Raw genomic sequence first — 20000 nt, 5'->3', positions numbered from 1 at the left:
CGGGCATAAACATATTACCGAAGCTATGGATTTATAATTTATTATAAGTGGTAGGGGAGCATTGTAGTGTCGTCGAAGGTGTTCTGTGAGGGATGCTGGAGAAGCTACAAAAGAAAATGTAGGCATAAGTAACGATAATGCGGGCGAGAAACCCGCACACCGAAAGACTAAGGTTTCCTCAGCTATGCTAATCAGCTGAGGGTTAGTCGGGACCTAACGCGAACCCGAAAGGGGAAGTGGATGGACAACAGATTAATATTTCTGTACCTGCTCTCATTAAAAGTGACGGAGGCGAAAAGTTAGTGCGTACTGACGGAATAGTACGTTGAAGCGAGTGGTAACACCGCGATAGTACACTGAGACTACGGTCAAGGTGATAATCTAGCAAATCGACTTCCAAGAAAAGCGAGAGAAGCAGCCCGTACCCTAAACCGACACAGGTAGTTGGGATGAGAATTCTAAGGTGCTCGAGAGATTCATGGTTAAGGAACTAGGCAAAATTGACCCGTAACTTCGGGAGAAGGGTCGCCCACAGTAATGTGGGCCGCAGTGAAAAGGTCCAGGCGACTGTTTATCAAAAACACAGGGCTCTGCTAAATCGAAAGATGATGTATAGGGCCTGACACCTGCCCGGTGCTGGAAGGTTAAGTGGAGGGTTTAGAAGTTTACTTCGAAGATCTGAAATGAAGCCCCAGTAAACGGCGGCCGTAACTATAACGGTCCTAAGGTAGCGAAATTCCTTGTCGGGTAAGTTCCGACCTGCACGAATGGTGTAACGATCTGGACACTGTCTCAACCATGAGCTCGGTGAAATTGTAGTATCGGTGAAGATGCCGATTACCCGCTGTGGGACGAAAAGACCCCGTGCACCTTTACTATAGCTTAGTATTGGTTTTGGATAAGTAATGTGTAGGATAGGTGGGAGACTATGAAGTGGCGTCGCTAGGCGTTGTGGAGTCATTGTTGAAATACCACCCTTTGCTTATCTAGAGTCTAACCTTCAATGAAGGGACAGTGCTTGGTGGGTAGTTTGACTGGGGTGGTCGCCTCCAAAAGAGTAACGGAGGCTTCTAAAGGTTCCCTCAGCACGCTTGGTAACCGTGCGTAGAGTGCAATGGCATAAGGGAGCTTGACTGAGAGACATACAGGTCGATCAGGTACGAAAGTAGAGCATAGTGATCCGGTGGTTCCGCATGGAAGGGCCATCGCTCAAAGGATAAAAGGTACGCCGGGGATAACAGGCTGATCTCCCCCAAGAGCTCATATCGACGGGGGGGTTTGGCACCTCGATGTCGGCTCGTCACATCCTGGGGCTGGAGAAGGTCCCAAGGGTTGGGCTGTTCGCCCATTAAAGTGGCACGCGAGCTGGGTTCAGAACGTCGTGAGACAGTTCGGTCTCTATCTACAGTGGGCGTTAGAAATTTGAGTGGATCTGACTCTAGTACGAGAGGACCGAGTTGGACTAACCTCTGGTGTATCTGTTGTTCCGCCAGGAGCATTGCAGAGTAGCTACGTTGGGAAAGGATAAGCGCTGAAAGCATATAAGCGCGAAACCTACCACAAGATGAGATTTCTTTAAAGGGTCGTGGGAGATTACCACGTTGATAGGCTATAGGTGTAAAGGCAGTAATGTCATAGCCAAGTAGTACTAATAACCCATAGGCTTATTGTACGCCTGTTTTTTATAAAGTACAGGATTATTAAAAATATTTATTATTATGTATGTGATCTATATGATCGTTTTTTCAATATGTTAAGATATTAGTGTTGCTTATTAATAACAACCAAAGATTTAAGGTGGTTATAGCGATGGGGCTCACCTCTTACCATTCCGAACAGAGAAGTTAAGCCCATTTGCGCCGATGGTACTGCATTATTGTGGGAGAGTAGGTCATCGCCTTTTTTAAGAGTCCTTCATAGTAATATGAAGGACTTTTTTTATGCCTTTTTTTTAGGAAAAACAACTAAAAACTGAGTAGAACAAAGTGAAAAAGAAGTACAGCAGACTACAAGAAATACAACTGTATTATATAAATACCAAAAAAAGCCAATACGTGATCGTATTGGCTTTTTTTGGTTATTACTGAAATGCTTACTGGTATGGTAAATGAAATTGGTGATTATAAGAATGCCGTTGGTGTTATTGCGGGAGTGATAGTAGCGACATCCTTTTTATGGGATTATAACGACTTGCTTTGTTATAATAGTGAATACGCTAAAACTGTATAATGTGTTTTGGCTGTGATGCCTAATAAAAAGATATAGTGGATAGCACGTTTTTTTTAAACCCGCCCAAAAGGTTAGAAATTATTTATTAAACATACTATCTGTTATTGTTTTTAATCCTTTGAAGGCAAAAAACATTGCTGAAAAACAGCCAATTATTCCTATAATTAGTATGGGAATATAAAGTGGTTTTTCGGTGTTACTGAATGCGATATATAGAAATGTTGGTCCTACAAACATACAGATGAGTGAAATCCCCATGAATTTGATACCTTTTACTAATAGTTCTTTGTTGGTGCGTTTGGTTTCTGGGTGACTGTTATTCATTTTTTGTATAATTTTGTATTGCTTTTCGAACGTTTTTGTGTTTTTCTAATAGTTTTTGTGCTTCTTGGTGTGTAATATTTAGTTCTTTTGTTATCATATTTATACCACGATTGACGAGTTTATGATTGCTTAGTTGCATATCGACCATTTTATTGCCTTTTATTTTACCTAGCTGAATCATTGTTGCTGTGGTAATCATATTTAAGACGAGCTTTTGTGCTGTTCCAGCTTTCATACGTGAGCTTCCTGTAACAAATTCTGGTCCTACAATAACATCAATAGGATATTGTCCCGTTTTAGATAAAGGACTTTGTGCATTACAACTAATGCTTCCTGTAATAATATTATTTTCATTACATTTTTTGAGTGTGTTTATAACGTATGGTGTGGTTCCGGAAGCTGCGATACCAACAACTACATCTTTACTTGTAATGTTGTACTCTTGTAAATCTTGCCAACCTTGTGTTGTTGAATCTTCGGCAAATTCTACTGCTTTTCTAATTGCAACATCTCCTCCTGCTATTAACCCAATTACGAGATCATGTGGAACTCCAAAGGTTGGTGGACATTCTGAAGCATCTAATATTCCTAATCTACCGCTTGTTCCTGCTCCTATATAAAATAGGCGTCCGCCTTTTTTAAGTTGCGTTACTATTTGTTTTACTAGAGTTTCAATTTGTGGTAGTGCTTTTTGAACCGCTTGGGGTACTAGTTTGTCTTCGTTATTTATATTTGTTAGAATCTGTTTTACATCCATTTTTTCTAAATGGTTGTAGTTTGAATCTTTTTCGGTAGTTTTTATAAATTCCATAGTTTCAAAAGTACGATTTTTAGTTTTATTGATTTAATATGTCACAAAAAAAGCACCCTAAACGGGTGCTTTATAATTTATTTTATTTGTTAAATGTTTAGTTTAACTCTGCAATAATAGTATTTAATGTTGCGCTTGGTCTCATTGCTTTTTCAAGAATTTCTTGATTTGCTTGGTAATAACCTTCAATATTTACTGCGTGTCCTTGAATATCGTTTAACTCGCTAACAATTTTGTTTTCGTTAGTTTTAAGATCTTCTGCAATTTTTTGAAATTCAGCTTTCAATTCTGGATCTTCTGTTTGGTTAGCTAAAGCTTCTGCCCAGTACATTGCTAAGTAAAAGTGACTTCCACGGTTATCTAATTCTCCAGTTTTACGACTAGGTCCTTTTTTGTTTTCTAATAATTTTTCGGTTGCTTGATCTAACGCATCTCCTAAAATTTTAGCTTTAGGGTTATTGTTTACTTGGCTAAAATGATCTAAAGAAACAGCAAGTGCTAAAAATTCACCTAAAGAATCCCAACGTAAGTGATTCTCTTCAATAAGTTGTTGTACGTGTTTTGGTGCAGATCCACCAGCTCCAGTTTCAAAAAGTCCACCACCATTCATTAAAGGAACGATTGATAACATTTTTGCACTTGTACCAACTTCTAATATTGGAAATAAATCTGTTAAGTAATCTCTTAATACGTTTCCTGAAACAGAAATTGTATCTAGACCGTCTTTTAATCTTTTACATGTAAATATTGTAGCATCGGTAGGCGATAAGATTCTTAAATCTAATCCGTTTGTATCGTGATCTTTTAAGTAAGTGTTTACTTTTTTGATTAATTCAGCATCATGTGCTCTATTTTCATCTAACCAAAAAACAGCAGGTGTTTGTGAAGCTCTTGCTCTTGTAACCGCTAATTTTACCCAGTCTTGAATTGGTGCATCTTTTGCTTGACACATTCTCCATATATCTCCAGCTTCAACGTTGTGTTGAATTAAGATATTTCCTTCAGCATCAACTACAGTTACAATTCCATCTGTAGCAATTTCAAAAGTTTTATCATGAGAACCATATTCTTCAGCTTTTTGAGCCATTAATCCAACGTTAGGAACTGTTCCCATTGTAGTAGGATCAAATGCTCCGTTTTCTTTACAGAATTGAATAGTTGCAGTATAAATACCTGCATAACTACTATCTGGAATTACTGCTTTAGTATCTTGAGCTTTTCCTTCTGCATTCCACATTTGTCCTGAGTTACGAATCATAGCTGGCATTGAAGCATCTATAATTACATCACTAGGTACGTGAAGGTTTGTAATTCCTTTATCAGAATTTACCATTGCTAATGCTGGACGAGCAGCAAATTCTGCATCGATATCTTTAAGTATTTCAGCTTTTTTATCTTCTGATAATTCGCTTAAGTTGGAAATTAAGTTTCCAAATCCATTATTAACATCTACTCCAATTTCTTCAAATGTTTGTGCATGTTTAGCAAATACATCTTTAAAGAATACACGAACAGCATGACCAAAAATAATTGGGTCACTTACTTTCATCATTGTTGCTTTCATATGCAATGAAAACAATACGCCTTTATCTTTAGCGTCTACTATTTGCTCTTCTAAGAATGTTAAAAGTGCTTTTTTACTTAATACTGTTCCATCAATAATTTCACCTTTTAATAAAGCAAGGTTACTTTTTAAAGTTGTTACTTTTCCGTTAGCATCTGTATGTTGAATATTTACAGAAGTTGCAGCGTTAAGTGTTACAGATTTTTCATTGTTAGCAAAATCACCAGAAGTCATTGTTGCCACATGAGTTTTAGAGTCTTTACTCCAAGCTCCCATTGAGTGTGGGTTCTTCTTAGCGTAATTTTTTACAGCTTTTGGAGCACGACGGTCAGAGTTACCTTCACGTAATACAGGGTTTACTGCACTACCTTTAATTTTGTCGTAACGAGATTTAATATCTTTTTGAGCATCAGTATCTGTGTCTTCCGGGTAGTTAGGAATTGCAAATCCGTGTGCTTGTAATTCTGAGATAGCCGCTTTTAATTGCGGAATTGAAGCACTAATATTAGGTAATTTAATAATGTTAGCTTCAGGTTTTTTTACTAGTTCACCTAATTGAGCTAAAGCGTCTTCAACTTTTTGATTATCTTCTAAAAAATCTGGAAATACAGCTAAAATCCTACTCGCTAATGAGATATCTTTTGTTTCAACTTTTACTCCTGAAGATTTTGAAAATGCTTTAACAATTGGTAAAAATGAGTGAGTTGCTAATGCTGGAGCTTCATCTGTTTTAGTGTAAACTATAGTAGGTGTATTTGCCATTTATATTTTATTTTTTGGTTAGAATTAATTTTTGTTTAGTCTTACAAAGATACGAAATTCAATAGTTTTAAGTAGAAAACTATTGAAGGAGTTGATCGTTTATTTGTGTTAAAAAGTTGTTTTTTTATTCAATTTTGATATTATATCGTTGTAACAGTCCTATTAAGTCTTCTTTTAAGAATTTTGCTTTTGTTATTTTATTATCTTCGGGATGTATGACAAAGTTTTTTGAGCCTCTAAAATCTACTTTTTCTAATATTGAACGGTTAAATTGTGCATGTTTAAAATCACAGTTCTCAAAAATAGATTGTGTAGCATCTGTTTCGATGAAGTCTACTTCCTGTAAATTACAACTTTTGAAGTTGCTGTTTTTTATTTTTAATTTATAGAATGAAGAAAAATTCAGTGTACAATTAGTAAAGTTAAATGCTAATAAGAAATTGTTACACATATTAAAAGGTACACCAATAAGTTTACTATCTTCAAAATGCACGGCTCTAAATGACGTTTGATTTAAGATTGTATTACTAAAATTACAGTTTTTAAAAGTGCAATCTATAAATATTATATTAGATAGATTTGTATTTGAAAAATCGCAATTTAAAAATGTACAATCATCATATTCTACTTTTTCTAATAGGGTAGAGGTAAAGTTATTATTTTTAAAGTCTTGCTGTTCTATTAACGGAAGGTTCATGCAACGGTATTATTTTTTATAAAGGTATAAAAAGCCTTGTTATAAACGAAAAAACCATATCAATGTATTAATTACATTGATATGGTTTTAATCATGGTAAACAAAATGGTATTGAAACAGGAATAACATTTATTATATACTAAATATAGTGTTTTTTATTTGATAAACAAAATACATAGCTAGTATCTAGGGAGTTGAGATATTTAATACATTAAAATTTATGCATAAAAAAAGCCTTGAATAATTTCAAGGCTTTTTTATTATAAGTAATAAAGAGATTATTTTCTAACTTCTTTAATTCTTGCTTTTTTACCAGTAAGACCTCTAAAGTAGTATATTCTAGCACGTCTAACTTTACCTCTTTTGTTAACTTCAACTTTTTGAAGTGCAGGTAAGTTTACAGGGAAAATACGTTCAACACCAACGATACCAGACATTTTTCTGATTGTAAATGTTTCAGAAGTACCAGCTCCTTTACGTTGTAATACTACACCTCTAAAGAACTGCGTACGTACTTTTTCACCTTCTCTAATTTCGTAGTATACTGTGATTGTATCACCAGCACCAAATTGAGGAAAATCTTTTTTTGTTACAAACTCGTCTTGTACAAATTTTACTAAAGAACTCATCTTAATATATTTTTATAATTTTTATCCAACCCAACATTCACGGATCTCGCCAGAGGTTAAATTGAAATTGGCTGCAAATATAATGAATAAATTGAAATTAGAAACTTTTTTTATTGTGAAAATCTATAAGAATTAGTCTTCTAATAAATCTGGACGTCTTTCTTTAGTTCTTTGATACGCTTGTTCTTCTCTCCATTTTTCTATTTCTGGGAAATTTCCGCTGAAAAGTACTTCAGGAACTTTCATTCCGTCATATTCTCTTGGCTTTGTATAAATGGGTGGTGCTAATAAATTATCTTGAAAAGAATCTGTTAATGCAGATGTTTCGTCTCCTAATACGCCTGGGATTAATCTAATAATTGAGTCGCAAAGTACTGCAGCTCCTAATTCACCTCCAGAAAGCACGTAATCTCCTATTGAAATTTCTCGTGTTATAAATTTATCTCTCACACGTTGATCAACACCTTTATAATGGCCGCATAAAATAATAATATTTTCTTTCATTGATAAATGGTTGGCGATACCTTGTTTAAGTGTTTCTCCATCGGGAGTCATATAAATAACCTCGTCATAGTTACGCTCAGCAAGTAAACTACTAATACATTTATCAATAGGTTCAATCATCATTACCATACCTGCGCCACCTCCAAATTGGGTGTCGTCAATTGATTTGTAATTACCAGTTGCAAAATCTCTTATGTTATGAAAGTGTACTTCTGCTAAACCTGCTTCAATAGCGCGTTTTAATATAGAAGCTTCAAACGGACTTTTTAATAAGTCTGGTACGGCAGTAATAATATCAATTCTCATGAGTGTAATTTATATCCTGCAAATATGCGAAGATTATATCTAATATAAAATTAGTTTAGTATTGTAAAATAGAAAACCTGTAAGCGAACTTACAGGTTAGTATAATGTAAAAAACAAATGGTATTTAGTTGTTTTTATGTTTGTTTATTTCGTCTTGTAATTGACGTCTTACTTTTTGTTCGCGTTCAAGAGCATTTCTGCGGTGTTCTTCAAATTCTTCTTCTGTTTCAGATAATGTTTTATTAGCCTGTTTAGTTATTGAATTGCTATTTTTAAATTTATAAATGAATAGTAATAATAATACAAATAAACCACCAATAATACTCCATAATAAAACATTGTAACTGCCTTTACTCATTTGCATTCCGAAGAGTAAAATATTATCTTTTTCAATGTTAGTTTCGTTTAAGGTAGATTTTGTATTCGCAAGATTTTTTTTAAGTTCTAAAATCTCTTTTGCTTGAGTATCTACAATAATTTGAGTATCATCTAAAGTTTTATGAATGGCTTTAAGCGAATCTAGCGTATGACTTTTTAAAGTACTCAACCATGTTTTCTTTACAACCTTATAGTCTTGGTAGTTATTTGACTTTGTAATGACATAATCAAATTGATTATTGATGCTTCCTTCGTTTAAAGAAAGTTTATCATCTTCTTCTATACTAGTGTCTTGAGCTTTTAAATTTGTTAAACAAAAAAGAGTTAATGTTGTAAATAATACGGTTTTTAAAATATTCATTTTGTGCACTTATTTTTCAATAGGGTTTAATTGGCGAGCAAGATAAGAATTTCTATTGATGTTTACTTCCTTTTACGCAAATAGCCTCGCATTTTTGCGAGGCTATTTATATACGTGCTACATCTTATTATGGACGTTTACTTTACTAATAATATGTATAACGTCTTACTTTTGCTATGTATTTTGCTAATCTAATAACTTGGTGGCTATATCCATATTCATTATCATACCATATATATAGGATAGCATTTTTTCCGTCTGCTCTTACAATAGTTGCTTTACTATCATAAATTGAAGGAGCCGAACTTCCTACAATATCACTAGAAACTAACTCATCGCTTAATTCATATTTAATTTGTTCAACAAGATCACCTTCTAATGCATAAGTTTTCATGATGGCATTGATGTCTTCAACAGAAGTTTCTTTTTCTAATTCTAAATTAAGAATGGCTAAAGATCCGTTTGGTACAGGAACTCTAATAGCATTAGATGTTAATTTTCCTTCAAAAGATGGTAGTGCTTTTGAAACGGCTTTACCAGCTCCAGTTTCGGTAATTACCATATTTAATGCTGCTGCACGACCTCTACGGTATTTTCCGTGAAAATTATCAACTAAATTCTGATCATTTGTATAGGCATGAATGGTTTCTAGGTGACCACTAATTACTCCAAAAGTATCTTCCATAACTTTTAAGATAGGAGTAATGGCGTTTGTGGTACAAGATGCTGCCGAAAAGATATCAACTTTATCAGGATTGTTTTCTAAATGATTTACACCATATACTATATTAGGAATTCCTTTTCCTGGAGCTGTTAATAAAACTTTATCTACACCTTTTGATGCTAAATGTCTTTTTAAAGCTTCGTCATCTCTAAAAGCACCTGTATTATCAATTACCATAGCATTATTAATACCATAAGTTGTATAATCAATATCTTCTGGGGCATTGGCCGAAATAATATTTACTGTTGTTCCGTTTATTAATAATGCGTTATTTGCTGGATCTGCAATTACAGTTCCTGAAAAATCACCGTGTACAGAATCGTTACGTAATAAGGCTGCTCTTTTTTCTAAAACAGTAGCGTTTATTGCGCCACGAGTTACAATAGCTCTTAATCTTAATTGACTTCCTTTTCCGGTTTTAGTCATTAATTCTCTAGCTACCAAACGACCAATTCTACCAAAACCATAAAGCACAACGTCTTTTGGTTTAATACTTTCGTTTTTGTGTGCGTCTTTAAGTTTGCTTGCCACAAAAGCAGTTGCATTATTATATTTTTGATCTTCTAATTGAAATTCGTAAGTTAGTTTTCCAATATCCAATTTTGCTGGAGGAAGGTCGAGTGTTTTTATAGCTTGTGCTATTTCTACAGAATCAAAAATTGAAATTGGTTTCCCAACAAAAGCTTCAGCATATTCATGAAGGCTTAAAATGTTGCTTACATTTTTATCAATTAATTGATTTCTAAAAAGCACCAATTCTATTGACTTGTCATACCAAAGATCGCTTACAATTTTAATAAATTCTACAGTTGCTCGTCTTCTGTCTGCCTGAAAAGATAATTCGTTTTCGTACGTTCTGTTAAGACCCATTTTTTTAAAGTTTAGAGTGTTGTGTGTTTAATTTTTTGCAAAAATAGCATATTTCAAACGTTTTCGTAGATTTTTTAAATAAAAAAAAACCTGCTTTTATTCTATCATAAATAAAAGCAGGTTAGGAGTCCTAAAAACTATGAAAAGGACTTATCTCCAAAAGAAATTTTCTTTTTGACCATTCTTATTTATAATTTCAAATTTTAAAGGTTCGTTTGCTGTTTTGTTTTTTATAATTTCAAGAGCAGTATCAATATCCTTTATTTTTTCGTCATTTATAGCAGTGATAATACTACCTTCTTCAATGCCGTTTTTTCTCCAATAACGTTCGTAAGTTGCATCTAAATCTGAAATTTTAACACCGTTCTCGATATTAAATTTCTTTAAATCTTCAGGATTTGCATTTTTAATTCTACCTATAATTGGTAATTGTGCTATTGAATTTTTCACCAAGGTTACCGGAATAACTTTTAAATCGTTATCTCTAATAAGCGTTACATTAATTACATCATTAGGGCGTTTGGTACTTAAATACCCTTTTAAATCGGCAAATTTTGAAATTTCAATATTATCTAATTTTTTGATGATATCACCAGTAACAATTCCAGCTTTAGCGGCTCCAGTATCAGCTTCTACTTCACTTATATAAAAACCTTGAGTATCGTTTACTTCAAAACGTTCTGCAGTAATACTATTTAAAGATAATCCACTTACACCTAAAATTCCGTTTTGCACATCACCATATTCCATAATATCTTCAACCACTTTTCGTGCAATATTACTTGGTACTGCAAATGAATACCCAATATAAGAACCCGTTTGCGAAGATATTGCGGTGTTAATTCCTATTAAATCCCCATTTTTATTCACCAAAGCACCACCCGAATTTCCAGGATTTACAGCCGCGTCAGTTTGTATAAACGATTGTAAATTAGATCCTGATAAATCTCTAGCTTTTGCACTAATAATACCCGCCGTAACGGTTGATGTTAGGTTAAAAGGATTTCCAACGGCCAATACCCATTCTCCAATTTTTGCATTATCAGAATTTCCAAAAGCAATGTATGGCAAATCTTCATCGGCATCAATTTTTAATAAAGCAATGTCTGTTTTTTCATCTGTACCAATTAATTTGGCTTTATAAATTTTATTATCATTTAAAGTAATTGAAAGATCTCTTGCGCCATTAATTACGTGATTATTGGTCACAATATAACCATCTGGAGAAATAATAACACCACTTCCGGTACCTACCTGAGCACGTTGTGATTGTTTTCCGTAGAATAAACTTTCAAAAGAATTTCTGCTAGTTACAATTGCTGTATTTTTCACATGCACTACAGCGTGTACGGTTTTGTCTGCTGCATCAATAAAGTTGGGCATATCTGTAACAGCATTTACATTTACTGTTTCATTTGATGTTGGAAAATACGATGTTTCGGAATTTTGCACTGCTGCAACCTGTGTATCCGGTTCTAAAAATAGTTTGTAGGCGGATAATGTAATCACTCCACCTAATACTGAAACTAAAACTAATGTTGAAATTTTTTTCATATGTAGACTAGGTTTTAAGGTTAATTGTTTTTTTAATAACAACTAAAATTACTTTTTTATTGAATTGCTTTTTATGTTTTAACGATTTTTAACGTCAACTTTAACGTGTGTTAACACTAGCATATTTTGTCTATTATTTTCTATATTTGCAGCACTTATGAAACTTACTTTTTACAAATACCAAGGAACAGGAAATGATTTTGTGATGATTGATAATCGTCAGGAAACGTTTGATAAAGCAGATACCAAAATGGTGGCATTTTTATGCGACAGACGTTTTGGAGTAGGAGCAGATGGTTTAATTCTTTTAGAAAATCATCCTGTTTACGACTTTAAAATGGTGTACTATAATGCCGATGGAAATGAAAGCACAATGTGTGGAAACGGTGGGAGGTGTCTTTCGGCTTTTGCTAAACAACTAGGTGTTATTGATGAAATTGGAACTTTTGAAGCAATTGATGGTTTACACCACGTGGTTATAGAAGACCATATTGTAAAATTACAAATGCAAGATGTTGAAACTATTGAAAACCATGAAAATCATGTATTTTTAAATACAGGATCACCACATCACGTACAATTGGTTAACAATTTAAAAACTTTTGATGTTACTTCTCAAGGTGCAAAAATTAGATATAGCGAATTATACGGTGAAGTTGGAAGTAATATTAATTTTATAAATGCTATAAACGATACTACTTTTGCTGTACGTACTTATGAGCGTGGCGTAGAAGACGAAACCTTATCTTGTGGAACAGGTGTTACCGCGGTAGCAATTGCCATGCATAAAACAGGGAAAACAACCAGTGATTTGGTGACTTTACAAACAGAAGGCGGCACTTTACAAGTGAGTTTTGATTGTGTTGATGGTGTGTATAAAAATGTATGGTTAATAGGACCAGCAACATTAGTTTTTAAAGGCGAAATATTATGATAACACTCAAAGGTAAACAAGTTTATTTACGTGCACTTGAGCCCGAAGATTTAGCGTTTATTCATCATATTGAAAACGACGAATCTATTTGGGAAATTAGTAATACCATTACACCATACTCAATGTTTTTAATTAAACAGTATTTAGAAAATTCTCACAAAGATATTTTTGAAGCCAAACAATTACGTCTTGTTATTTGTAATTATAAAGATGTGGTTTTAGGATTGATTGATTTGTTTGATTTCGATTTTAAAAATAAAAGAGCAGGTGTAGGGATTCTTATTAACGATAAAATTAACCGACAAAAAGGTTACGCCAGTGATGCGTTAAATTTATTGATTAATTATTGCGAAAAACATTTAGATTTGCATCAATTATACTGTAATATTTCAGAAGATAATTTAGCAAGTATTACCCTTTTTGAAAGTTACGACTTTAAAAAAGTAGGATTAAAAAAAGATTGGAACTTCTATAACGGTTCTTATAAAAACGAGTATTTATTTCAACGTATTTCTATATAAATGTATATTAAAAAAATTCTTTGGGCTATGTCCCTAATTGGTATCGTGATTGCAGCATTTTTTGCTTATTACGTGTATAGTGCAATGTTTAAAAGTAACACCGCATTTAATAATGAAAGTGCTTATATTTTTATTCCAACAGGATCAACTTATAATGATGTGCGTTCAGAATTAGAACCTTTATTATTAGATATTGAAAAATTTGATGCACTTGCCGAACGTAAACAATACAATACACACATAAGAGCAGGACGTTATAAAATTACTAAAGGAATGAATAATAACGATATTATAAATTCTATTAGAAGTAAAAACTTAGCCATTAAAATATCATTTAATAACCAAGAGAATTTACCTAAACTTGCAGGTAGAGTGGCAAGTCAAATTGAAGCAGATAGTATATCGATTTTAAACGCAATGACATCGAAAGACTTTTTAGATGAAGCAGGTTTTTCAACTAAAACAGCTTTAGGGATGTATATCCCTAATAGTTATGAGTTTTTCTGGAACACTTCAGCAGAACAATTTAGAGATAGAATGTTAAAAGAATACAATCGTTTTTGGAATGATAGTAGAAACGCCAAAGTTAAGGCGTTAAATTTAACAAGAGACAAAGTGATGACTCTAGCATCAATTGTATATGAAGAATCAAAACAAGCTAGCGAGCAACCACGTATTGCAGGTGTGTACATGAATAGATTACGTATTGGTATGCCATTACAAGCAGATCCTACTTTAAAATTTGCCGCTTACCAATTGCCAGAATATAAAAACACAGTAATTAAACGTGTATTAAATAAGCATATGGATATTGTATCACCTTATAATACTTATAAAAATAAAGGGTTACCTCCAGGACTTATTGCAATGCCTGATATTTCAGCTATTGATGCCGTTTTAAATTACGAAAAACATAGCTACTTATATTTTGCAGCTAATGCTAAGAAATTTGGATATCATAAATTTGCAAAAACATTAAGTCAGCATAATGTTAACGCAAATGAATACCGACGTTATTTATCTTCACAAGGCATAAATAGATAAGATTGAAACCAATTATTATAGCTATTATTTGTGTGATGTTTTCAATAACATCATTGGTGGCACAATCTAAATTAGATACCTTTTTAAAACCAAGTGATAGTTTAAATACATCTCGAAAAAAAGCAGTTATTATTACTGAAGCCGCTTTAGGAACTACAGCTTTGGTGGGTTTAAATCAACTATGGTATGCCGATTATGAACGTTCTAATTTTCATACTTTAAATGATAATGGCGAATGGTTACAGATGGATAAATTTGGCCATGTGTTTTCGTCGTATCAATTAGGAAAAATTGGGGCAGATGTTTTACAATGGAGTGGTGCAGACCAAGAATCACAATTAATATATGGTGCAACTTTAGGATTTACATTTTTAACTGCAGTTGAAGTTTTTGACGGTTTTTCTCAAGAATGGGGTTTTTCTTGGGGAGATATGGCTGCAAATGCCACCGGAACGGGTTTATATGTAGGTCAAGAATTACTATGGAACGAACAACGTATGACTTTAAAGTATTCGTTTCATCAAACAAAATACGCTTCGCAACGTCCCGATAAATTGGGAGCAGGAATTCTAGAAGAAGCTTTAAAAGATTATAACGGTCAAACGTATTGGTTGAGTGTAAATGTGCATTCCTTTTTTAAAACCAGTAAAATACCTAAATGGGCAAATGTAGCTTTTGGTTATGGCGCCGATGGAATGTTAAGCGGACATGATAATTATCTAGAAGAATTAGGCATTTCTCAAAACCGAAAACGTCAGTTTTATCTGAGTTTAGACGTCGATTTGACGAAAATTGAAACAAACTCACATTTTTTGAAGACACTTTTTAGTCTTTTTAACATGATTAAGATTCCTTTCCCAGCCCTTGAACTCACTGGAAAGGGGAACATTAAGTGGCATAATTTTTACTTTTAAAACACATAAATAGTTAATTTTCAGTATTTAAAAAATTTGTGTATATTTGCACGCTGAAAATTTATGCTTGATTCCTTAATTATAGGAATCTTTTAAATTAGCTATTATGAGTAAAAAAAGTAAAATTAATTATATCGCCATCCCTCTATGTATGTGCGCTTTATTATTTGTTGCATTGTATTCTAATCCTGTTTTAGACAAGAAAGCCTATTCAACAGAAGGATTAAAATTAAACTTTACAGTATCTGAAGATATTGCATTGTTAGCCAATGGAACAGCCGATGCTAAGGTTTTTACAACTAATCAAACCGTGTTTCCTAAGTTAGGAAAATCGTTTGTAGGGTTTAAAGAAGCTTTAGGATTTAAAGAATCTGGGGGAAATTACTTTAGAGTAAATTCTTTAGGATATTTAGGGAAATATCAATTTGGTGCTGAAACATTAAAATTGATAGGAATTTATAATCCTAATCAATTTTTATACAATCCAGAACTTCAAGAAAAAGCATTTTTAGCAAATGCAGAACGTAACAAATGGATTTTACGTAAAGACATTAAACGTTATGTAGGTAAAACTATTAACGGTGTTAATGTTACTGAATCAGGAATTTTAGCTGCAGCTCACTTAGCAGGTCCTGGAAGCGTAAAGAAATTTCTAAGAAGTTATGGTTCAAATAATTTTCAAGACGCTTACGGAACTTCTGTTCGTACTTATATGAAAAAGTTTTCTGGGTACGATACTTCGGCGATTATGCCAAATAAAAGAGCCAAAGCAATTTTATAAATCGTATACTTAATCTTTATGAATAATAAAGATAGCTGGGCGTTTGTGCAAATCTACCTTTGTATGTTTCCATTCTTTTACTGTTTGAGTTAAGATATACTCGGTAGGTAATGTGATATCACAAGCAATACATAATCGTGTTTGCGGTTGTAATATGTTACACATATCTTCTAGAATCTTATTATTACGGTAAGGCGTTTCAATGAAAGCTTGTGTTTGATTATGATCAAACGATAATCGCTCCAAACGTTTTAATGTGCTCTTTTTTTCTTGTTTATCAATAGGTAAGTAGCCGTTAAAAGCAAAACTCTGTCCGTTCATTCCAGATCCCATTAAGGCGAGTAATATTGAAGAAGGCCCAACTAGTGGAACTACTTTTATGTTATTTTCGTGTGCTAATTTTACAACATCTGCTCCTGGATCAGCAATACCAGGACAACCAGCCTCAGAAAGTAAGCCTGTAGGTTTTCCGCTTTTACAGGCATCCAAAAAACGTTCTAGATCTGCTTGCTCTGTATATTTGTTAAGTAAATTAAGATTTAAATCTGGTTGCGATTTCTCAGGACAAATTTGTTTTATAAAACGTCTTGCTGTTTTGTCATTCTCTACAATAAAATCATCAACAAGTTCAATTATTTTTTTTACTGAAACGGGTAAGACTTCTAAAGTAGGATTATCTCCAAGTAATGTTGGTATAAGATATAATGTTCCTGTATGATCGTTCATAATTAACCTATAATGAGTTTTTTAATCGTTTTATTACCGCTTTTATTTTTTATGGAAATAAGATACATTCCGCTAGAAAACGTCTTTGTATTTACCACTTTAAGCTGAGACTCAAAATTAGTAATAGATTTTATAAGTTTACCATGAATATTGAAAATTTCTACAGAATTTATTTCAGTATAATTTGCGCTAAATTCTAAAGTAAATTGATCTGTTGTAGGATTAGGATACATTTTAATTTTAGAAATAAAATTATCATTTGTCTGTAAACTTGGCGACTGCAATTTATAGATAATTCCAGAGGCTAATCCGCCAATATAAAGTTCGCCGCTGCTATCTTCTCCAAAACAACTCCAACCGTTTCCTACTTGACGTTTAACAAAATTTAAACTCCATGTGTTGTCTGTTTCAGAAAGTACTCCAATTTCATTACTGCAATAATCAGCAAAAAAATAAAGACCTATAAAATCAGAAAACGACGTGCCTCGATAACGATAACCACCAGTAATTGAACAACGATAAGGATTACCACCATAATTATATTCTCCTATAGGAAAAGTAATACTATTTTGCTCTGGACATTGCAATGCGTTATAGCTGCTACTTCCTTCATAACAACGCCAACCGTAATTAATACCAGCTGTGTTTGTCGATACTTTATTAATCTCTTCTTTGCTACTTTGGCCTACATCTGCAATCCATAACTCGTTAGTTGTAAAATCGAATGAAAATTTCCAAGGGTTTCTTAAACCGTATGCCCAAATTTCTGGAAGTGCATTTGGGTTTTGTGTAGAAGGAAAAGGGTTAGTCTCAGGAATAGCGTAGTTTTTACCATGACTTGTATTATCAATATCTATACGAAGTAGTTTTCCTAAATGCGTTGTTAAATCTTGAGCATTATTATCTGGATCTCCACCCGATCCACCGTCGCCAATTGCGATATGCAAATAACCGTTTGGTCCAAAAGCTAAATCGCCACCATTATGATTAGCATAAGGTTGTGTAACGGTAAGTAATATGAGTTCAGTTAAAGGGTTTGCTGAAATTTCTGAGGCTTTTGTAAATCTAGAAATTACGGTGTTACCATCATCATTTATATAGTTTACGTAAAAAAAACCATTTTCAATATATTGTGGATGAAAGGCAAGACCAAGCAAACCTTGTTCTTGAGTATTGCTATTTACGTTTTGTGAAATATTTAAAAGAGGGGAGGAGGCTACTTCTCCGTTAGCTAAAACTTTTTTTATAACTCCAGCTCTTTCTACAACATATAAATTACTGTCATCTGCATGTTTTATATTTACAGGATTACTAAAGCCTGTGGCAAAAATTTCGAGATCTATACTTTGAGCGTTACTAAAGGTGAAAAACAAACATACGATAAATACTAAAAAGTGTTTCATTTTGTTAATTTTAAGGAAGTTACCTTTGTAAATTACAAAAAAATAAAACGCGGATAAGATATTTAATCTAAAATAAGTTTTTGTGCTAATTTTTCACAAACGCCTTCTAGTAAGTTGTATACGTTTTTAAATCCCGAATCACTGTCGTAGTAGGGGTCGGGTACGTCTTTGTTAAGAATTGTAGGATCTAAATTTAAAATGAGATCTACTTTTTTAATATCCTTTTCGTTTCTAGCTAAAGCGATAATGTTTTGATAATTAGAAGAATCCATAGCGAAAATGTAGTCAAATTCTTCAAAATCAGTAACTTCAAACTGTCTGCTTCTTTGTGCTGTAATGTTAATACCGTGAGCTTTAGCTACAGCAATAGATCTTGAATCTGCTTGTTTACCTACATGGTAATTTGCAGTTCCTGCAGAATCAATAAAATAGGAGTTGGAATTTAGCTTAGATTCCAAAATACCATGGGCAAGCGGTGAGCGACAAATATTGCCTAAGCAAACCATGAGTATTTTGGTCATTCTATGCGTTTGTGTTTATATAGATAATTTCTTTGAAAGATCTTCTACATATTTTTTAAACTGCTTATCTGTAGATGATAAATTATCAACAGTTTTACAAGCGTGTAATACGGTAGCGTGATCACGTTTACCTATTTGAGAACCAATACTTGCAAGAGAAGCTTTGGTATATTTTTTAGCAAAAAACATAGCCAATTGTCTAGCTTGTACAATGTGACGTTTTCTAGTTTTAGATTGTAATGTGCTTACATCCATTTGGAAATAATCAGAGACTACTTTCTGTATATAATCAATAGAAACTTCACGTTTAGTATTCTTAACAAATTTCTCTACAACTTCTCTAGCTAGGCTAATTGTAATTTCTTTTTTGTTAAAAGATGATTGTGCAATTAATGAAATAATAGCGCCTTCAAGTTCTCTAACGTTAGATTTTATGTGTTTTGCAACATATTCAATAATATCATCTGGCATTTCAACACCATCACGATATAATTTGTTTTTTAAGATTGATACACGTGTTTCAAAATTTGGTGTTTGCAATTCTGCAGATAATCCCCATTTAAAACGAGATAATAAACGTTGCTCGATATCTTGCATATCTACCGGAGCCTTGTCACTTGTTAAGATAACTTGTTTTCCGTTTTGGTGTAAATGATTAAAGATATGGAAGAATACATCTTGGGTACCAGTTTTACCAGATAAGAATTGTACATCATCAATAATTAATACATCAATAATTTGATAAAAATGTATAAAATCATTTCTGTTGTTTTTCTTTACCGAATCAATATATTGTTGCGTAAATTTTTCAGCAGAGATATATAGTACTGTTTTTTCAGGATATTTATCCTTAATATCAATACCAATAGCGTGTGCTAGATGCGTTTTACCAAGACCAACACCTCCAAAAATTAATAAAGGGTTAAATGAAGTTCCTCCGGGCTTACTAGCCACAGCTAAACCTGCATTTCTTGCTAATCTGTTTGAATCTCCTTCTAAGAAGTTTTCAAAGTTATAACTAGGGTTTAATTGAGATTCAATTTTTACATTTCTAATTCCAGGAATAATAAACGGATTTTTAAGTTCCGAGTTTTTATTATTCATTGGAATATCAACATTCTGAGATTTTACAGCAGAGCGATTAGAACTTGGAATCTTTTCTGTAAATGGTTGCTTATTTCCATAAGTGTTTTCCATTTTAATAACATATACCAATTTTGCCGCTGGACCTAGCTGTTTTGTTAAAGCAACTTTTAATATTTTAACATAATGCTCTTCTAGCCATTCATAAAAGAATTTACTAGGTACCTGAATGCTTAATGCATTATCAGTAAGCTTAACTGCTAATATAGGTTCAAACCAAGTTTTATATGCTTGGGGTTGTATATTGTCTTTTATAAACAGGAGACAATTATTCCAAACCGATTGCGCAGTTAAATTCAT

At 33.1% G+C, this 20000-nt stretch carries 19 protein-coding genes and 2 rRNA genes (1 of these 21 running past the window's edge); 8 read left to right on the top strand and 13 right to left on the bottom strand.

Annotation, left to right across the window (positions count from 1 at the left end; translation table 11 throughout):
* The 3 genes from ACU4C5_RS00105 to ACU4C5_RS00095 form a co-directional block, all read left to right on the top strand.
* A 23S ribosomal RNA gene (locus tag ACU4C5_RS00105) occupies positions 1-1672 on the top strand; it begins 1161 nt to the left of the window's first position.
* Between the two features lie 121 nt (positions 1673-1793).
* A 5S ribosomal RNA gene (gene rrf / locus ACU4C5_RS00100) occupies positions 1794-1903 on the top strand.
* A gap of 197 nt (positions 1904-2100) precedes the next feature.
* Entirely contained in the window at positions 2101-2229 is a 129-nt protein-coding gene (locus ACU4C5_RS00095; RefSeq protein WP_446845025.1) for a hypothetical protein, read from the top strand.
* A gap of 78 nt (positions 2230-2307) precedes the next feature.
* Here the strand turns inward: ACU4C5_RS00095 and ACU4C5_RS00090 are convergent, their stop codons facing one another.
* The 9 genes from ACU4C5_RS00090 to ACU4C5_RS00050 all read right to left on the bottom strand — a co-directional run bounded on the left by ACU4C5_RS00090 (position 2308) and on the right by ACU4C5_RS00050 (position 11713).
* Positions 2308-2553 carry a DUF6095 family protein gene (locus ACU4C5_RS00090; RefSeq protein ID WP_446845024.1) on the bottom strand — a complete coding sequence of 82 codons (246 nt, stop codon included), beginning with the start codon at positions 2551-2553 and terminating at the stop codon, positions 2308-2310.
* The gene (gene murQ, locus ACU4C5_RS00085; protein ID WP_446846471.1) at positions 2546-3397 is read right to left on the bottom strand and encodes an N-acetylmuramic acid 6-phosphate etherase; all 852 of its coding nucleotides are present in this window, start codon (positions 3395-3397) and stop codon (positions 2546-2548) included. The genes ACU4C5_RS00090 and murQ overlap by 8 nt, the downstream gene beginning before the upstream one ends.
* Before the next feature lie 64 nt (positions 3398-3461).
* Positions 3462-5690, bottom strand: a complete 2229-nt coding sequence (locus ACU4C5_RS00080) for an NADP-dependent isocitrate dehydrogenase (RefSeq protein ID WP_446845023.1) — start codon at positions 5688-5690, stop codon at positions 3462-3464.
* A 124-nt stretch (positions 5691-5814) separates the two neighbouring features.
* Positions 5815-6387 carry a pentapeptide repeat-containing protein gene (locus tag ACU4C5_RS00075; protein WP_446845022.1) on the bottom strand — a complete coding sequence of 191 codons (573 nt, stop codon included), beginning with the start codon at positions 6385-6387 and terminating at the stop codon, positions 5815-5817.
* 278 nt (positions 6388-6665) lie between these two features.
* Positions 6666-7016, bottom strand: a complete 351-nt coding sequence (gene rplS / locus ACU4C5_RS00070; RefSeq protein ID WP_446845021.1) for a 50S ribosomal protein L19 — start codon at positions 7014-7016, stop codon at positions 6666-6668.
* Between the two features lie 132 nt (positions 7017-7148).
* The gene (gene trmD / locus ACU4C5_RS00065; RefSeq protein WP_446845020.1) at positions 7149-7826 is read right to left on the bottom strand and encodes a tRNA (guanosine(37)-N1)-methyltransferase TrmD; all 678 of its coding nucleotides are present in this window, start codon (positions 7824-7826) and stop codon (positions 7149-7151) included.
* A 124-nt stretch (positions 7827-7950) separates the two neighbouring features.
* Positions 7951-8565 carry a tRNA (guanine-N1)-methyltransferase gene (locus ACU4C5_RS00060; RefSeq protein ID WP_446845019.1) on the bottom strand — a complete coding sequence of 205 codons (615 nt, stop codon included), beginning with the start codon at positions 8563-8565 and terminating at the stop codon, positions 7951-7953.
* Positions 8566-8710: 145 nt separating this feature from the next.
* Entirely contained in the window at positions 8711-10159 is a 1449-nt protein-coding gene (locus tag ACU4C5_RS00055; protein WP_446845017.1) for a glyceraldehyde-3-phosphate dehydrogenase, read from the bottom strand.
* A 150-nt stretch (positions 10160-10309) separates the two neighbouring features.
* Complete coding sequence (locus ACU4C5_RS00050; RefSeq protein ID WP_446845016.1) at positions 10310-11713, bottom strand: trypsin-like peptidase domain-containing protein; 1404 nt, start codon at positions 11711-11713, stop codon at positions 10310-10312.
* A 157-nt stretch (positions 11714-11870) separates the two neighbouring features.
* Here ACU4C5_RS00050 and dapF point away from each other — a divergent pair, with 157 nt between their 5' ends.
* The 5 genes from dapF (at position 11871) to ACU4C5_RS00025 (ending at position 15907) form a co-directional block, all read left to right on the top strand.
* Entirely contained in the window at positions 11871-12647 is a 777-nt protein-coding gene (dapF, locus tag ACU4C5_RS00045) for a diaminopimelate epimerase (RefSeq protein WP_446845015.1), read from the top strand.
* Positions 12644-13168, top strand: coding sequence for a GNAT family N-acetyltransferase (locus ACU4C5_RS00040; protein ID WP_446845014.1), 525 nt, complete (start codon positions 12644-12646; stop codon positions 13166-13168). The genes dapF and ACU4C5_RS00040 overlap by 4 nt, the downstream gene beginning before the upstream one ends.
* A complete protein-coding gene (mltG, locus tag ACU4C5_RS00035; RefSeq protein WP_446845013.1) occupies positions 13169-14212 on the top strand; it encodes an endolytic transglycosylase MltG in 1044 nt (347 codons plus the stop codon).
* 35 nt (positions 14213-14247) lie between these two features.
* Complete coding sequence (locus ACU4C5_RS00030) at positions 14248-15126, top strand: DUF2279 domain-containing protein (RefSeq protein WP_446846470.1); 879 nt, start codon at positions 14248-14250, stop codon at positions 15124-15126.
* A 106-nt stretch (positions 15127-15232) separates the two neighbouring features.
* A complete protein-coding gene (locus ACU4C5_RS00025) occupies positions 15233-15907 on the top strand; it encodes a peptidoglycan-binding protein LysM (RefSeq protein WP_446845012.1) in 675 nt (224 codons plus the stop codon).
* A gap of 9 nt (positions 15908-15916) precedes the next feature.
* On the opposite strand, the gene ACU4C5_RS00020 is transcribed toward ACU4C5_RS00025, so the two are convergent.
* From ACU4C5_RS00020 to dnaA, 4 genes are all read right to left on the bottom strand, one after another.
* Positions 15917-16633 (bottom strand): SAM-dependent methyltransferase, encoded by a 717-nt coding sequence (locus ACU4C5_RS00020; RefSeq protein WP_446845011.1) that lies wholly within the window; start codon positions 16631-16633, stop codon positions 15917-15919.
* 2 nt (positions 16634-16635) lie between these two features.
* Entirely contained in the window at positions 16636-18036 is a 1401-nt protein-coding gene (locus ACU4C5_RS00015) for a PQQ-dependent sugar dehydrogenase (RefSeq protein WP_446845010.1), read from the bottom strand.
* Positions 18037-18098: 62 nt separating this feature from the next.
* Positions 18099-18557, bottom strand: coding sequence for a low molecular weight protein-tyrosine-phosphatase (locus ACU4C5_RS00010; protein WP_446845009.1), 459 nt, complete (start codon positions 18555-18557; stop codon positions 18099-18101).
* A 15-nt stretch (positions 18558-18572) separates the two neighbouring features.
* A complete protein-coding gene (gene dnaA, locus ACU4C5_RS00005) occupies positions 18573-20000 on the bottom strand; it encodes a chromosomal replication initiator protein DnaA (protein WP_446845008.1) in 1428 nt (475 codons plus the stop codon).

Source organism: Lacinutrix undariae, assembly GCF_052934785.1.
This window is presented reverse-complemented; position numbering and strand designations above follow the sequence as displayed.

Bases quoted from the DNA above. Each gene is read 5' to 3' on its own strand.
- ACU4C5_RS00095 (WP_446845025.1), top strand. From the start codon at position 2,101: ATGGTAAATGAAATTGGTGATTATAAGAATGCCGTTGGTGTTATTGCG.
- ACU4C5_RS00090 (WP_446845024.1), bottom strand. From the start codon at position 2,553: ATGAATAACAGTCACCCAGAAACCAAACGCACCAACAAAGAACTATTA.
- ACU4C5_RS00080 (WP_446845023.1), bottom strand. From the start codon at position 5,690: ATGGCAAATACACCTACTATAGTTTACACTAAAACAGATGAAGCTCCA.
- ACU4C5_RS00075 (WP_446845022.1), bottom strand. From the start codon at position 6,387: ATGAACCTTCCGTTAATAGAACAGCAAGACTTTAAAAATAATAACTTT.
- rplS (WP_446845021.1), bottom strand. From the start codon at position 7,016: ATGAGTTCTTTAGTAAAATTTGTACAAGACGAGTTTGTAACAAAAAAA.
- trmD (WP_446845020.1), bottom strand. From the start codon at position 7,826: ATGAGAATTGATATTATTACTGCCGTACCAGACTTATTAAAAAGTCCG.
- ACU4C5_RS00060 (WP_446845019.1), bottom strand. From the start codon at position 8,565: ATGAATATTTTAAAAACCGTATTATTTACAACATTAACTCTTTTTTGT.
- ACU4C5_RS00055 (WP_446845017.1), bottom strand. From the start codon at position 10,159: ATGGGTCTTAACAGAACGTACGAAAACGAATTATCTTTTCAGGCAGAC.
- ACU4C5_RS00050 (WP_446845016.1), bottom strand. From the start codon at position 11,713: ATGAAAAAAATTTCAACATTAGTTTTAGTTTCAGTATTAGGTGGAGTG.
- dapF (WP_446845015.1), top strand. From the start codon at position 11,871: ATGAAACTTACTTTTTACAAATACCAAGGAACAGGAAATGATTTTGTG.
- ACU4C5_RS00040 (WP_446845014.1), top strand. From the start codon at position 12,644: ATGATAACACTCAAAGGTAAACAAGTTTATTTACGTGCACTTGAGCCC.
- mltG (WP_446845013.1), top strand. From the start codon at position 13,169: ATGTATATTAAAAAAATTCTTTGGGCTATGTCCCTAATTGGTATCGTG.
- ACU4C5_RS00030 (WP_446846470.1), top strand. From the start codon at position 14,248: ATGTTTTCAATAACATCATTGGTGGCACAATCTAAATTAGATACCTTT.
- ACU4C5_RS00025 (WP_446845012.1), top strand. From the start codon at position 15,233: ATGAGTAAAAAAAGTAAAATTAATTATATCGCCATCCCTCTATGTATG.
- ACU4C5_RS00020 (WP_446845011.1), bottom strand. From the start codon at position 16,633: ATGAACGATCATACAGGAACATTATATCTTATACCAACATTACTTGGA.
- ACU4C5_RS00015 (WP_446845010.1), bottom strand. From the start codon at position 18,036: ATGAAACACTTTTTAGTATTTATCGTATGTTTGTTTTTCACCTTTAGT.
- ACU4C5_RS00010 (WP_446845009.1), bottom strand. From the start codon at position 18,557: ATGACCAAAATACTCATGGTTTGCTTAGGCAATATTTGTCGCTCACCG.
- dnaA (WP_446845008.1), bottom strand. From the start codon at position 20,000: ATGAATTTAACTGCGCAATCGGTTTGGAATAATTGTCTCCTGTTTATA.